This window comes from Mucilaginibacter sp. CAU 1740 (assembly GCF_039839285.1).
Lineage (GTDB): Bacteria > Bacteroidota > Bacteroidia > Sphingobacteriales > Sphingobacteriaceae > Mucilaginibacter.
Genome location: NZ_JBDOQS010000002.1, coordinates 703,630 through 720,196 on the forward strand (window position 1 = coordinate 703,630; position 16,567 = coordinate 720,196).

General features: G+C 43.4%; 9 protein-coding genes. 6 read left to right on the forward strand and 3 right to left on the reverse strand.

Annotated features, from left to right (window positions below):
- Position 1: 1 nt before the first annotated feature.
- The 3 genes from AAFN85_RS07085 to AAFN85_RS07095 form a co-directional block, all read right to left on the reverse strand.
- A complete protein-coding gene (locus AAFN85_RS07085) occupies positions 2-3,394 on the reverse strand; it encodes a DEAD/DEAH box helicase (RefSeq protein WP_347526376.1) in 3,393 nt (1,130 codons plus the stop codon).
- Between the two features lie 62 nt (positions 3,395-3,456).
- A complete protein-coding gene (locus AAFN85_RS07090; protein WP_347526377.1) occupies positions 3,457-4,539 on the reverse strand; it encodes an aminoglycoside phosphotransferase family protein in 1,083 nt (360 codons plus the stop codon).
- Positions 4,540-4,624: 85 nt separating this feature from the next.
- Entirely contained in the window at positions 4,625-5,650 is a 1,026-nt protein-coding gene (locus AAFN85_RS07095; RefSeq protein ID WP_347526378.1) for a LacI family DNA-binding transcriptional regulator, read from the reverse strand.
- A gap of 339 nt (positions 5,651-5,989) precedes the next feature.
- Between AAFN85_RS07095 and AAFN85_RS07100 the strand changes: the two genes are divergently transcribed.
- From AAFN85_RS07100 to AAFN85_RS07125, 6 genes are all read left to right on the forward strand, one after another.
- Entirely contained in the window at positions 5,990-7,300 is a 1,311-nt protein-coding gene (locus tag AAFN85_RS07100; protein ID WP_347526379.1) for a DUF3472 domain-containing protein, read from the forward strand.
- Between the two features lie 25 nt (positions 7,301-7,325).
- On the forward strand, positions 7,326-8,675 hold the full coding sequence (locus tag AAFN85_RS07105) for a Gfo/Idh/MocA family oxidoreductase (protein WP_347526380.1): 1,350 nt from the start codon (positions 7,326-7,328) through the stop codon (positions 8,673-8,675).
- Between the two features lie 675 nt (positions 8,676-9,350).
- Positions 9,351-12,416 carry a TonB-dependent receptor gene (locus AAFN85_RS07110; RefSeq protein ID WP_347526381.1) on the forward strand — a complete coding sequence of 1,022 codons (3,066 nt, stop codon included), beginning with the start codon at positions 9,351-9,353 and terminating at the stop codon, positions 12,414-12,416.
- A gap of 32 nt (positions 12,417-12,448) precedes the next feature.
- On the forward strand, positions 12,449-13,969 hold the full coding sequence (locus AAFN85_RS07115; protein ID WP_347526382.1) for a RagB/SusD family nutrient uptake outer membrane protein: 1,521 nt from the start codon (positions 12,449-12,451) through the stop codon (positions 13,967-13,969).
- Between the two features lie 85 nt (positions 13,970-14,054).
- Complete coding sequence (locus AAFN85_RS07120) at positions 14,055-15,455, forward strand: aryl-sulfate sulfotransferase (protein ID WP_347526383.1); 1,401 nt, start codon at positions 14,055-14,057, stop codon at positions 15,453-15,455.
- A 3-nt stretch (positions 15,456-15,458) separates the two neighbouring features.
- On the forward strand, positions 15,459-16,478 hold the full coding sequence (locus AAFN85_RS07125) for a c-type cytochrome (RefSeq protein WP_347526385.1): 1,020 nt from the start codon (positions 15,459-15,461) through the stop codon (positions 16,476-16,478).
- The last annotated feature ends 89 nt before the right edge of the window (positions 16,479-16,567 follow it).

Genomic DNA, 16,567 nt, shown 5'->3' on the forward strand with positions numbered 1-16,567 from the left:
GCTAATTCAATAAATCAAGCAGATCATCTTTTGACAAAGAAGCGGCGATGGTGCTATCCGGTCGGATCAGGTTATCGGCCAGGTCTTTTTTGGTTTGCTGCATGATCATGATCTTTTCCTCAACTGTTCCGGGGCAAATTAACCTTACGGCTACTATGTTTTTGTCTTGCCCAATGCGGTGGCAACGGTCGATGGCCTGGTTTTCTACTGCGGGGTTCCACCATGGGTCTACCAGGTAAACATAATCGGCTTCGGTTAGATTAAGACCTGTACCGCCTGCTTTTAGGCTAATGAGGAATACACGTACACCTGGGTCATTTTGAAATTCGTTTACCGCTGCCTCGCGCTTACGGGTTTGCCCGGTTAAGTAGGAGTGGCGGATATTGCGGTCTTTTAATTCCTTTCGGATCAAATCGAGCATCGATACAAATTGCGAGAATACCAGTATTTTATGCTGGTGCATTTTACCTTCGATCTCTTCCAGTAAAGTATTGATCTTGGCCGATGCATCACCCGGCATTTTTTCGCCCTTTAACAACATCGGCGAATCGCAGATCTGCCTCAGTTTACCAATGCCTTTCAATACGTTCATCGAACTTTTTTTCAATTCCTCGTTAGTAGTGGCCGAAATATATTCTCTAAACTCTTTCTCGTACGAATCATAAATATGGCGCTGTTCCTGCTGCATCTCGCAGTAAAGCACCATTTCGGTTTTCTCCGGCAGATCTTTAGCCACCTGTTGCTTGGTACGGCGCAGGATGAATGGCTTGACTTTGTTTTGCAACTCCAGCGCGCGTTTGCTGCCCTTAAACTTATCGATAGGTACGGCGTAAATATCTTTAAAGTACTGCTTGCTGCCCAGTAAACCCGGACAGGCGAACGACAACTGCCCGTAAAGATCAAAGGTGTTGTTCTCTATCGGCGTACCGGTTACGGTGATCTTGTTGCGCGATTTTAATAACCGAGATGCTTTATACCGTTGCGATTCGGGGTTTTTAATGTTCTGCGATTCATCCAGGAAAACATAATTGAAATAGAAATTTTTCAAAAAGTTGATATCCGAAAGTAAAGTGCCATAGGAGGTAAGCACCACCTCGTATTTATGAAGGTCATCGGCATGACGGGCACGTTCTGCCCCGTAAATTGTATGTACACTTATTGACGGCGCGAATTTTTGAATTTCCTGTTGCCAGTTAAACAGGAGCGAAGTTGGTACAACAATAAGGTTGGTATTGTTCTCAGCCTTAGTTCTTTGCAGCAATATAAAAGCTATGATCTGGATTGATTTACCCAGGCCCATATCATCGGCCAAACAGCCGCCAAAGTTAAGCTCATCCAAATAGTTAAGCCAGTTTAAACCCTGGTGCTGGTACGGGCGGAGCGTGCCGTTTAACCCTGCGGGTACAGTAACCTGTTCAATTTTATTAGTGATTCCTAATTTTTTGTGGTAAATATTAATCTCGTCCCGCACTTCATCATCCAGCATTTCCTTATCATAAAATTGCTGTATAGCACTATAATTACTTTTTGAGGTATGGAGGGTATCATCATCCCCAATCTCGCCCGAGTTAAAATAATCTGTGAATTTTTCTATCCATTCGGCGGGCAAAATTCCCTGCGTACCGTCATCAAGCTTAACGTATTTGTTCTTGTTTTTAACCGCCTGGTGTACCTGTTTCAGGCTCGCCCGTTTTTTGCCAAATTTTACATCTATAACCGTATTGAACCAGTTAATGCCGCTCAGTACTTTAATATGGATGGTTACCTTGTTGGCGTTTAGTTTATTGCCTTCCAGTTCGTTGAAGCCGAGGATCTCAATTTGGTGGTCGCGCCACTGGTTGAAAACATCCAGAAACCAGTCTTCATCCAAAAAATGTCTTTTATGCAGGTAAAAGTATTCAAGGTCGTTATCTACCTGTTCGTCAAAATAAGGGTGCTGCTTCATGAGCAAGGCGGTAAAGGCTATTTCCTCATCGTCGCGGCGTTGCACCATAAATTGGTTGCCCTTTTCGTCGGTACCGTAAATTTGTTTTTTGGTGCGGATTGGGATCTCTGCCTCGCCGTAGCGCATAACAGGGATGATCATTACATGCGCGCCAAAATCTGATAGGTAGATGATTTTTTCAGCAGGTTGATCAAAGCCTTCATCTTTTATCTGCGCCGGCGTTGCGGGTTTGATGTAGGTGTAATCGATACTGAGTTTGCTTTCCAGTTTGTTCAGCAGCTGCGATTTTACATCGGCATATTTACTTTTATGCACCTGCAAGCTGCCGTGTTTCTTTTTAAGCAGCTCAATTACATTCAAAACCTGCAGGTTATTGATGAAGTAGAGTGTATCGCCAACTGAAAGAAAATAGTTGAATTTAAGTTCGAGGTCTTTAACATCATAAAGCAGACTATCTATGTTGAACACACCGCTTATCTCATAAAAATCACCCCAGGTATTTACCTTGAGGTTGATATCGCTTTGTAGTGTTTTTACTTTAACAGGGCTTACCGAACCTGCGGTTACATTATCTGAGATATTACTATCGTGCGCATAAAAACTATAGCTTAAAGGGTTTTTAACTATAGCTTTTAACGCCGAGATATCGGCAACCGTTCGCTGCGCGTTAATGTGGTTTTGAAACTTATGTACGCCGGTAAAAAATTTGAGTTTGGCTGCATCTTCGGTATCCCAAACCATATCAAGCGGCGCGATAGGCGTTAGCGGATTTTTGATCTTGCCATCCTTGGTAGTTTGCGCGTTGTAAAGCTCAATAAACAGGTATTTATAGTATTTGTGCTGTTTAAGTACTACACAAATAGTTTTATCTTCGGCATCGCCGGGTTGCTCTGGCGGTTCATGGTTATCTTTAACAATCACCGATTGCAGCGCATCCAGACTTTCTTTGGTCACTACAGTTAAAGCGGCTGATCTCGGCGTTATTTCGATACCCTTGTGATGATATCTTACATCGAAGTATTGATCAAGGTTGGTTTCATTTTCCAAACCGTAGTCTCCGGCTATTTTCCTGATTTTCTGATGCCTGAGTTTATCATCAAAGAAAACCCGAAACTCATCACGCTGGATAATGGCGGATAACACCTGCGCCTGGTGTTCGCATAATTTATCGCGAGGGGCGCTGCAAGCACATGATAATGAAAGCTGTTCGGGCTGGCGGGTAACAATAACTTCGGGAAAGGCTACGGTAGCGGCTTGGTTAGTAAATGCCCCGTTATCAATTTCGATATGTTTCGGGAGGATTTGCCGGTAGCTTTCTTTATCAAAATAAATACTTACAGCGGCGTATTGGGCTATCAGGCTTTCGGTAAGCTCTTCAATGGCGATGCCTTTAATGATGATGTTGTGATTATCCGAATTATCGTCCCTGTAGCTTTTTATCCTGATCACTGTAGCGTTTATTTTCAGGATGGAATATTACATATTATTTGCCAATAAGCCGAAATATTGTTTTAAACGCCTGTTGTATCCAGTAGTTCTTTATTTACTCCCGCAATTATAGATTCAAACTCCGGAATAGCTTTCTGATATTCGCTAAGCAACCTGAACTGGTTTTTTGCCCGCATCAAATTGTGCCCTTCATATTGCGCGCCATAATAGATATCGTTATTTAAAAAATCGGTTAAAAAGCGTAACCCTTGCATATAGATCATCATCTGGCCCGAAAAAATAAACAGCTGCTTTTCAGCGTCAGTGAGGATGCCGCCCATTTCGGCCATATAGCCCGCGTATATGGCTTTAAAAAACTCTTGTCTTATTACAATTTTATCCAGCTGTTTTTCCTCCTCGTTTGCTGCGGATAGGTAGGTGCGCATCATATCGCCAACATCGCTCAGGTAATAGCCGGGCATTACGGTATCCAGGTCAACCAGACAAAGGGCGTTATGCTTATCATCAAACAATACGTTATTGATTTTGGTATCATGATGGATCACGCGCAACGGGATCTCGCTGTTTTGCACTATCTGGTTGTAGGTGTGGGCAATATTGGCGTTGTTATAGGCTTCCCGTATTTCGGCGGAGGCTTCCTCCAGTTTATCAGTCGCGGTATCTGTGGCGGCTTGTTTAAACTGCTCGAAGCGCAGTTTAAGGTTATGGAAATCAGGTAGGGTATAGCTGAGTTTATTAATGTCGAAATTATTCAGCAAGTGGGTAAACCTGCCAAATTGCAGTGCTGCATTAAAGGCCTCTCTATCGGCTTGCAAAAAATTTACTGTATGCGAACCTTCAATAAAAGGAAACAGTCGATAAAAATCGCCATTGGCGGATTGAATGATAGATTTGCCCTCTTTGCCTTTAATTGGCGCTACAAATAAATAATCCGGACTGTTTTTATCCAGATAATCTTTGATCAAAGCAAGGTTATGATCAATCGCGTCGGGGTCTTTAAATACCGAGTTATTGATCTGCTGTAAAATATATGATTGGTTAACACCGCTTACCTTATAGGTATGGTTAATGAGGCCCGAGCCAAAGGGCTGTACCTGGTAGTCGGAAGCGTTCAATCCAAAATTGATAAGGATATCATTAAACATAGTACGGGTGTTAACTTGTTTTCAAACATAGCTAAATGTTAAATGATAGCCATGCGCAAACGTTTGACTGTTTTTTTATTCGGGTTTATTTTTTGTTCTCTACCAGTTGCGATTCAATGATCACCTTATAAAAAGCGCTTGGCTCATTGCCTGCCGCGCCTTGATGATGCAACAAGTCCATCAAAATATCGGTAGCTTTTTGTCCCTGTAAATAAGGAAATTGCTCAACCGATGCCGCCGGGATGTTTTCCATATAGTTGATGAGCGGCAGGTTGGCATAGCTCACAAACTCCAGGTCTTTATTTATTTTGATGTTGAGTTTTTGCGCGTATTTGATGGCGAAAAGCGCTACGTAATCGTTAAAAGTTACTATGGCGGTTGGCTTGCGTTTGTTGTTAAGCAGTTCGTCTAAAGCCTTTTGTGTGCCTTGTTCGGTTAAATCACAGGATACAATAAGTGATGGATCGTATTTTAAGCGGTTTTTGGTCATAGCCTTAATGTAACCTTCCTTACGCTCGCCGGTGGCCACCATAGTTTGCGGACCGTTGATCATGCCTATGGTACGATGACCTTTTTTAAGCAGGTAGCTAACTGCTTCGATAGTGCCTATTTCCATATTGCAGGCCACATAGTGGATGTTAGGGATAGACGGGATCCTATCAAAATATACCACAGGGATATTATACTTTTTAAGGTTTTCGAAATGTTGGTACGATGACGTGTTTTTTCCTACAGAAACCAGCAACCCATCCACCCGGTGGTTTTTCATTTTCTCCACCAGTTGCTTTTCTTTCACCTCATCATCATGCGATTGGGCCAGTAGTACGGTATAATTCTTTTTGTAGGCCGTATCCTCAATAGCACTGATGGCGACAGAGAAGAAAGCTTCCGAAAGTTCGGGCAGAATAACGCCGATGGTATGCGTTTTGCCCTTTTGCAGGAATATGGCAGTTTGGTTAGGCTCATAGCTAAGCTCGGCGGCCAGCTTTTTTACTTTGGCCCTGGTGGTAAGGCCAATGCTCGGATGATCATGCAAAGCCCTCGAAACTGTTGAAACAGAAATACCTAAAATTTGCGCTATCTCCTTAATTGTTGTTGGTTTTCCCTGCATGTATGCCCCGTTTCGCTGTTTTATTTTTAAAGTTAAGGCATTATTGCGAGATAAGCTAAAGCAAACGTTTGCGTAGCATTCGGACTGATTTGGGCGGCCGGCAATAATGGTATAAAAAAATGTGTAACCTGGTTGTTCCTGAAATTAACAACTGCAATACTTTGATAAATAGTTGCTTACAATGATGCTTTTGTAAGATGGGGTATTAGTAATTATGGCAAGATACCGGATAAATATGGCCACATTACAAACGTTTGCGTTGAAATTGCGCAGTTTATTCTTTACTAAAACAACTAATGCAACTACATTTATAAAAACATAGCCGCCCATAAGCTGATCATGAAGAAAACCATTTCAATTTGCATAGCCCTATTTTTTGCACTGATATACTCTCATACGGTAATGGCACAGGAAGCCCGTATCGATGCATCGAAATTGCGCCACATTATTCCGCTTGGGGGCAATGCCTGGGTTAACCGGCCGGATTCGATAACCGATGAAGGGCTTTTTAATTGGAGTAGCCCAAAATCAACAGCTAACATCTATTTTAGGTTGAGTGAGGCACAGGATATAAAACTTGCTTTGAGAGTGAAGGTTGCAGATGGGACAAGCACCATAAAGCTTTCCGCAGGAAAAAATGAGTTTACGAAAAAGTTGAGTAATAAGGCTTTTGATACAGTTGAATTTGGGACGATCCATATAAGCCAGCCTGGCCATGTGAAGATCAGCTTAAAAGGTATCAGTAAAACCGGAAGCACTTATGCCGATGTATCCGACCTTATAGTTACGCTGCAACATCCGGACAAAGATATTGCCTATGTCACGAAAGGTAGCTCATTTCATTTTGGTAGAAGGGGGCCATCGGTACATTTGCGCTACCCGGTTGCCGAGGATAAACAAGACAAAGTAAAATGGTTTTACAATGAGATCATTGTGCCTAAAGGCCAGGACATAATAGGATCTTATTTTATGGCTGATGGTTTTGGCGAAGGGTATTTCGGGATGCAGGTAAACTCGGCTACCGAGCGGAGGGTGTTATTTTCAGTATGGAGTCCTTTTAATACTGAAGATCCGAAAAGTATTCCGGATAGCATGCGCATCAAGCTAATAAAAAGTGGCGCGGGGGTACATATCGGCGAGTTTGGTAATGAAGGATCGGGCGGGCAAAGCTATATGCGTTTCCCCTGGAAAGCCGGACAAGCCTATGCTTTCCTGTTAAGCGCGGAGCCTGATTTTGCGAAGAAAACAACTACTTATACGGCTTACTTTAAAGATGTAATCGCCGGTAAATGGTTTTTGATAGCCTGCTTTACCCGCCCGCAAAAGGCAACTTATTTAACGCACCTTTATTCGTTTGTTGAGAATTTTGAACCGGAAAATGGCGATCAGATCCGTAAGGCGTTCTTCACTAATCAATGGATAGGAGATAGCAATAATAACTGGCAGGAATTAACCAATGCCGTTTACACTGGTGATGCAACCGCTAACGCCAATTACCGTAAAGATTACGCCGGAGGAACAGAAGGCAATAAATTCTACCTGCAAAACGGCGGGTTCTTTGATAATTATATCAAGCTTAAAACCTCATTTGATCGTAAAGCAGCCGGCCAAAAGCCGGTGATCGATTTTAAAAATCTACCCAATAAATAAGCCCCAAAACAACGATATTTAATATATGGAAAGAAGACAATTTCTAAAAACCAGCGCCATCGCAGCGGCAGGTTTCAGTATTTTGCCATCAGGCAGTTTGTTTGCATCCGCACCGGCCAAGGTGCGTTTAGGTTACATTGGCGTAGGTGCCCGCGGTATGAGCCATATTGCCGAAGGCTTGCTTCGCGATGATGTGGAGATCATAGCTATTTGCGATACTCAGGAAAGCTCCCTGAAAATTTGCCGCGAATACATCGCCAAAAAAGGCCACGCCCCGGTAAAAGAATACACTGGCGGACTTGATGCTTACAAAAAACTGCTCGATCATAAAGATATCGATGCTGTGATCATCGCTACCCCATGGCAGTTTCACCATCCGCAAGCTATTGATGCCATGAAAGCCGGTAAATATGTAGGCTGCGAGGTAATTGCAGGCTTAACGGTAGAAGACCACTGGGATATTGTCAACACTTCCGAAAAAACAGGTATGCCATACATGACGTTGGAAAACGTTTGCTATCGTCGCGATGTTATGGCAGCCCTGAACATGGTGCGCCAGAATTTATTTGGTGAGATGATCCATTTAGAAGGTGGGTATCAGCATAACCTTCGTCAGGTTTTATTTAACGATGGTAAGCAATATTACGGCGGAGGTGTGGAGTTCGGTCCTAAAGCCCTGAGCGAAGCACAATGGCGTACGCAATTTAATATTGATGTGGATGGCGATATTTATCCAACTCACGGTGCAGGCCCTTGTATGCACTATGCCAATATCAATGCCGGTAACCGTTTTACAAACCTGGTATCTTTCAGCAGCAAAGCCCGTGGTTTGTCGGCCTATGTTGAGGAAAAATCCCCCGGCCACCCTAATGCTAAGATCAACTATAAAAACGGTGACGTAACTACCACCATGATCAACTGCGCCAATGGTGAAACCGTATTGCTAAGCCATGATACCCATTTGCCAAGGCCATATTCGTTAGGTTTCCGCGTGCAAGGCACCAAAGGTTTGTGGATGGATGTAAACAAAAGCGTTTATATCGACCATCAATCCAAAGAAGATGATGTATGGGATCCGGCAAAAGACTGGTTTGATAAATATGATCATCCACTTTGGAAAAAATACGAAAAGTTTGCCGAGGGCGCAGGCCATGGCGGTATGGACTGGTTTGTATTCAACGCCTTTATCGAATCGGTAAAGCAAAAACGCCAAACGCCTATTGATGTATATGATTCGGTTACAATGAGTGTGATCACGCCACTATCAACCCAATCATTAAAAAAAGGAAATGCCAGCGTTGAGTTCCCTGATTTTACGAAAGGGAAATGGAAGGAACGTAAGAATACTTTCGCGCTTGATGATAGTGGTTTTTAAAGAGTAAGTTTTAATAGTTTTAAACATAGAGCCTGGCGCAAGCCGGGCTTTTTTATTTATAAACTACCGCGGGTTTAGCGATAGCGTAACCCATGGGAACAACAGGTTATTCTCTGACTTAACCACCTAATCCTCAAATTCTGGTCGAAGTTTAGCGATAGCGTAACTTCGTCCTAAACTGTGTTAAGCTTTCAGCTTAACTTTGAGATATAGAAAGATATTTAATGAAGCAATACGGAAGCAGAATGCTTCCGACACTATAGGACGAAGTTACGCTATCGCTAAACTTCGACCAGTATTGGGCGAATGTTATATCCTCTTCAGAAGCCTTGGTTTTTACCACACGCAATGGCATCAATTAATAAGTAGCTCATAATCAATTTTTTCAAATGTCTTTCCGAAACACGCCGATTACCTCTGATAGCAGCATAAATAGCTGTATCACAAATGGGATCACGCCACTATTTCGCCTCAATTAATCCAATTCATCCCCGCAAACTACTTCCAGTCAAACGTTTGCGTAAGCCCAAAATCCTCCAAAACAAACGTTTGCGCTGTGTTTGCGGGGCTGATTTTTTGCTTTCACAACCCTGTATCTCTAATTTCCAATATTCAAAAACAGGACTAAATCACAACAAAAAACTAACAATTAATTAATACTAACACCCACCACGTATGATTAAAATTTACTCAACCCCAAAACAGGGTTCAGGCAAACAAATCAATTTAAAGGGGCAACTCAACGGCCTTTTTAAAATGATTTGCTGCACCCTCTTTTTATTATTGCCGATGCTGGCCAGCGCACAAACAGTTATCAGCGGTAGCGTAAAAGATAAAGACGGTCCCGTTATTGGCGCTACAGTAACCCAGCAAGGCGTTAAAAATACTACTACTACCGATGTTAACGGTAAGTTTAAACTTACGTTACAAGGAAGCGCGAGTAAACTGCTTGTATCTTATGTAGGCTATAAAACTCAGGAGGTAACTATCGGTAACTCAACCGAACTGACCGTTACCTTACAAGAAGATCTCAATAAACTGAACGAGGTAGTGGTTGTAGGCTACGGAAGTGTAAAAAAGGGCGACCTCACCGGTTCTATCAGTTCTATAAAAAGCGATAACCTAACGCTGGGCGGTACAACAACCAATATTGGTCAGGCTATACAAGGTAAGGCTGCCGGTGTGCAGGTGCAGCAATCAAGCTTTGCACCGGGTGCGGGAATTAGCATTACGGTTAGGGGCGGTAACTCAATCAATACCTCTACATCGCCTTTATATGTGGTTGATGGTTTCATCAGCGATAATGGCAACCAGGTTAACCCTAATGATGTTGAGGATATCCAGGTACTTAAAGACGCTTCGGCCACCGCTATTTATGGTGCAAGGGGGGGTAATGGTGTTGTATTGATCACTACTAAAAAGGGCAAAAACGGAAAAGTTTCTTTAGATGTTGATATATCAGGCGGTTCGCAATATTTAACATATAAACCAGAATTGCTAACCGGTCAGCAATATACAGATATTCAAAATGCTACCGCTTTAGAGGATGGCAAACCACAGCCGTATCCATCAAGTTTCCAGGTGGCTAATACCAACTGGTTAAAACTGGCTACCCGTAACGCTACGGTGCAGAACCAAAGCATCAGCTTAAGTTCTGGCGATCAAAATTCTAAGATCTATGTTGCCGCTAACCACATTAAACAGGTAGGTGTATTACAGCATACCGGTTATGAGCGTTATACAGCAAGAATAGGTGCCGAGAAAACAATGAGCGATAACCTGAAGATCAGCGCTAACTTTTATGGCGCTAATTCAAACTCAACGTTGCAATCATACTCGGGCGATATTACCGCGCCGTTGTTCAGTTTGTTAACGGCACCGCCAAACGTAAATCCTTACAATGCGGATGGCTCGTATAACTACTATGTTACCCAGGGCACAAAAACCAACGCGCTTTCGGGATTACTGGAGCCAACTAATAATAGCGGCAACAAATTGGTTAACGCCAATATTGGTTTGGATTATAAGATCATTAACGGTTTAACATACCACTTAACCGCCGGTACCGAATATAGCCAAACCACCGCGGGCCAATACCTGCCTACAACTACTATAGCCGGTGCCAAACAGGGTGGTGTAGCCAGCGAGCAAACATCATCGGCCTTCAGGTGGATAGTGGAAAACTACCTTACCTATAAATTCAATATTGCTAAAGATCACGACTTTACCGTGCTATTAGGTACATCAAACCAAAAAGACGTAACCGATGGTTTAAGTGCAAGCTCTAAAGGTTTTTCTACAGATGCATTCCTGTATTATAACCTGAGTGCAGGTTCATTAACCAACGGTTACGGAAGCAGCAAGGCCGAGGCTTTCCTTACCTCGTACTTCACCAGGTTAAATTATGCTTATAAAGATAAGATCCTGGCATCGTTCTCTTATCGCGATGACCGCTCATCAAACTTTGGTTCAAACAAACGTTCGGGCTTTTTCCCGGCTGGTGCTGTAGCTTACAAGCTTACTGATGAAGATTTTGTTAAAGACCTGCACACCTTCTCGAACCTGAAAGCCCGTGTAAGCTACGGTATTACCGGTAACGACAGGATCCCGGCAAGCTTATACCTTTCAACCTTTGGCCCTTACGGTGTAGTGCTTAACGAAACAGGCAATTTGCAAACCGGTATCGAACCAAAAACATTGGCCAACCCCAACCTTAAATGGGAATCTACACGCCAGTTAAATATTGGTTTGGATATGGGCTTTGCCAATGGCCGTATCAATACCAGCATTGATTACTATTCCAAAAAAACAACCGACTTGCTGATCCAAATCCCTATCGGGCAGCAATGGGGTTTCAGCAATCAATATGTAAACGGCGGTGCTATCCAAAACCGTGGTATCGAACTTTCGGTTAATACCAGCAATATCCGCAACAAAAATCTGTCGTGGAATACCACGGTTACCTTCGCTTACAATAAACAGAAAGCGTTGGATTTAGGTCCAGGTGTACTGGTGATCAGCACCAATACCGCCAACCCAAGCGGTACAGTTTCTGGCCAGGAGTTTACACGTGTTGTTCCGGGCATTGAGCTGGGCGAGTTGTACGGTTATGTTTACGAAGGCGTAGTTAAAACCGGCGAGAAATACGCCCCTCAACCAAATTCAAAAGCGGGCGACCCGAAATACAAAGATGTTAACGGCGATGGCGTAATTACTCCGGCCGATCGTACTTATCTCGGTAACTCAAACCCGCATTACATGGCCGGTTTTGGAAACGATTTCCATTACAAAGGCATCGATCTGGGCATCTTTTTCCAGGGAGCGTTTGATTATTATCTATACAACATGAACGCCATGGTGTTGGAATCAACTACCGGTGCAGCTGCGCTGAACCGCTTTGTTGTAGGCAAAAACGAGAATACATCTATCCCACGCGAGGGTTATTACCTGAGCACTTACGGCAGCTATGTTAACTCACGTTTTGTTGAAAATGCATCATACGTGCGCCTGAAATCATTATCGCTGGCTTATAACTTCCCGGCAAACTGGTTCCAGAATATGAAAATATTGCAGGGAGTAAAAGTGTATGCCGAGGCACAAAACCTGTGGACAATTACCGGCTATAAAGGTACCGACCCTGAAGTAAATGTACACTCGGGCGCTTTGGGTGGCGGTTTGGATTTTAACTCCTTCCCGGCATTTAAAACCGTAACCTTCGGTATCAAGGCATCAATTCATTAATCCATTAAGGGATCAACAAAATTTAAATCAAAATGAAAAAATATAATATCCTGGTATTGGCAGCGGCGGTGCTTGCGCAGTTTTCGTGTAACAAAACCAATCTCGAACCTAAAATATATAGCAGCTTAACAAGTCAGAATGCTTTCTTAACAAAATCCGATGCTATCGCGGCCGTAAACTCGGTTTATGCACGGTTAAAAGGCCCCGCAGTTGGCGATAATTTTGATTATTGGACGGTTAGGCACTTCGCTCTTACAGATTTAACTACCGATGTTGGTCACTGTAGTTACGCCGGCGACCCTGGTCAGCTATCGCAAGTGCAATGGAACTCGGCTAACGGTTTAATTGCCGAAGATTACCGCCAGATCTATAAACTGATAGCTAACGCTAACAACGCTATTTACAACATAGCGGCAATGAAAAGTATCACCGATGCTGAGAAAGGCCAGTTTTTAGCCGAGATGAAGTTTTTGCGCGCCATTGCTTATTCTGATTTGACTGATTCCTGGGGGCCTGTGATCCTGAATACTGAAAAAGACGTAGCCAATCCCGATTACAAAGCTCAAACCCCACCAAGTCCGGTGGCTGATGTAGATGCCTTGATGATAACCGATCTGGAAAATGCTATCAGTGTATTACCGACAGATTATACCAAAAATAGCATCTATTCAACCAATGATGTTGGTCGTGCTACCAAAGGCGCCGCTATGTTTTTGCTGGCCAAAATTTACCTGCGCGAACACGCCTGGCAAAAAGCTGCCGATTTAACCAAGCAAGTAATGGATTTGGGTATTTATCAACTGTATCCAACCTACGAAGGCTTGTTTAAAGAATCGAATACCTGGTGTTCTGAAAACATATTTTCGGTATTGAGTGATGCCAACGTTAACGGTACCGAATTGCTGAACCACTTCGGTCCGCTAAGCCACCCGGTGTTAACCGACAGGTGGCAGTACTACGCCGTAACCTGGGATTTTTATAACAGCTATGGCGATGAGGACGACCGTAAGAAAATGTTCTTCACCCAATATGATGGTGTGGACGGCTTAACTCATAAACAAGCGCCTTCATTAGGCGCAACCGCTCCGGACGGTGTTTTATACATGCCCGATGTAGCTACCATGAAATATGCCGACCCGAACGGTGCCAATACTTATTATGACGGCCACAGTGTGGATGTTTTACGCTATGCTGATGTACTGCTTAGCCGTGCCGAAGCACTTAACGAACTGGGCGGCCCAAGTGCCGAAGCCGTAAGTTTAGTGAACCAGGTAAAAGGCCGCTCACACGCAAAATTGTTGGTTGCAGCAAACTTTACTCAGGCAACCTTCCGCGATGCTTTGTTGCAGGAGCGTGGATGGGAACTTTACTATGAAGGTAAAAGAAGGGCCGATCTGAAACGATTTGGTAAATACGATGTAGTGGTGAACGCTTACCTGAAACGTATTGGCGCAACCAATACCGTGCAGTTACCGCGCGATGAGTATTTCCCTTATCCGCTTAACCAGGTTAATATCAACCCTAACCTGAACAACGCGGGCAGGCAGCAATAAGCATTAAATGAGGATACGATAAAGAATATACGGCTCCATAGCGCTGTATATTCTTTATCATTTAACCGGATTACAAAATTGAGTGATGAAGGATTGGTTTAAGATATTAATAATAGGATTGCTGGGTACGATGATGAGCAGGTGCTCGGACGGTAACCTCGTTAAAGAAATCCACCTGGGGCTTTACAACAATAACGAGCTAAAGATAAGGTTGGATGTTACCACTACCAAGCCCGTTGATCTGTACGCCGAATATTGGATTGACGGCAAGCATCCTGAAAAATACCGTTCGGTGAATACCAGCAAGGCCACATCGTACAAGCTGGTGCTAACTAATATTTTGCCCGATACTACGTATTCATATCATATTGTGACGGTTAGCAATGGTGATACCACGATAGGTAAAACTTACAATTTTAAATCGCACCGGTTGCCGCTGTTCTTGCAGGAACAGTTTAACGTAAAAGTCGCTGCGAAAGCCACGTTACCGGTCGAGTTTAATGAGGGGCTAATGCTCATTAATAAACGCTACGCGCCGGGCGTGGCTTATTTGGTTGATAACAAAGGACAGATCAGGTGGTATCACACCATAGATGACCTGGGCTTTAAGGTGATCAATTTTACTAAAGATAAAACCCTACTATCCATTTTAGGTCGTAATGATGAACCTACCAGTTATGGCAGTGAAATATTGGAGATCAATTTATTGGGAGATACACTGCTACACCTCAAAAAAGGGCAGGGCGATTTTAAGCAAACCATCCATCACGAGATATTGAAAAATGATAAAGGCCAGCTGGTATTTATTTATGTAGATAAGCGGATAATGGACCTCACCAAGGTAGGCGGCGCGAAACAGGATACCGTTAATGGTGATGGCATTATGGTGATGGATAAAACCGGCAAGCAGCTTTATAAATGGAGCGTGTTTGATGTGATGGATCCGCTGAAAGACGCGAAGATACTCAAAACAAAAAAAGACTGGATGCACGCTAACAGTCTGAGTTACGACAGGGACGGTAACTACCTGATGTCGTTTTATAACAACGGGCAGATCTGGAAGATCAACGCAAAAACAGGCAAAGTGATCTACAAATTTGGCAAAGGCGGCACTATCAAAATGCCCGTCGATTGCAATTTTACACAGGCTCACGCTGCACACATCAACGCACAGGGTAACCTCATGTTTTTTGATAACGGGGTGGAGAAGCACCAATCGGGTGTGTATGCCATGAAGATAGACGAGCAGCACCAAAGCTCAACCATTGCCATGCACATCCAACTACCTAAAGAAATTTTTAACGGCCGTATGGGCAGCGCGTATCAAATTAACGATACTACCACACTGGTTTGCTGCTCAAAAAGACACATTGTGGTACTGGCCGATAACAAGGGTCGTTTGCACTGGACAATGGAAACATCCGTACCAACCTACCGGGCCGGCTTTATAAAATATGAACAGCTTGATCCTTATTTAAAACCATAAATGATGATGAACAGGAAATTTCAATATATAACCATTTTATTGCTGTTGTTTGTTTTCGCTAACGCGGTGCAGCTAACATCATGCAGCGGCGGCAATGCCGAAGAGGTAGCCAATGCGGATTCTGCGGCTACTGAAAAACTGGTTTCAATAGATACTACCAAAATACCGGGTGGTAAATATGGTGCCGCCGTGCGTTATGGCCGGGAACTGATGTTACATACCGCTTACTATATTGGTCCGGAAGGTATCAACGGACATTATACCGGTAATAAAATGAACTGCACTAACTGCCACCGTGACGCCGGTACAAGGCCTTACGCTTTTAACCTCGTAAAATCGTTTCGTGATTATCCGCAATACCGGGCAAGGGAGGGCAGGATCTTATCATTGGCTGAACGCATTAACAACTGTGTAATGCGTCCAAATCTTGGTAGACCTTTACCCTTGGATGGTAAGGAAATGATCTCGATCATGGCCTACTTGAAATTTCTGAGTGATTCATCAAACGTAGCACAAGTTAAAAAAGGTGTCAAAAACCTCGAAGTAGAGTTACCGGATGTAGCCGCATCATCCGACAGGGGAGAAGTTTTATACGCCCAAAATTGCGAACGCTGCCACGCCAAAAATGGCGAAGGTAAAATGCGTTTTGATAACGTAACTTACGAGTATCCGCCGGTATGGGGTTTACTGGCTTATCGCCCCGGATCGAGCATGCACCGGGTAGTGAAGCTGGCGCAATGGTTAAAAGGTAATATGCCTTATGATAAAACAGAAGTAGGCAAACCTTTCCTTACGGATGCCCAGGCGCTTGATATTGCTGCTTATGTTAACGATGATAAAAAACACAAACGACCTTTACCTTCAAGTACTAAGGAGATTGATTATCCTAATTACGAAGAAAAAGCTATAGATTACGATAAGGGGCCGTTTAAAGATCCTTTTACAGAACAACAGCATAAATATGGGCCATACAAGCCTATTATTGATTTTTGGGAAGGTAAGGGGATAACGCCAACGATATAATTCACCATCATGTCATTGCGAGGCACGAAGCAATCGCATGCTATACAGGGCGGCCATGCTTCCGTGCGGTTGCCACGCTACGCTCGCAA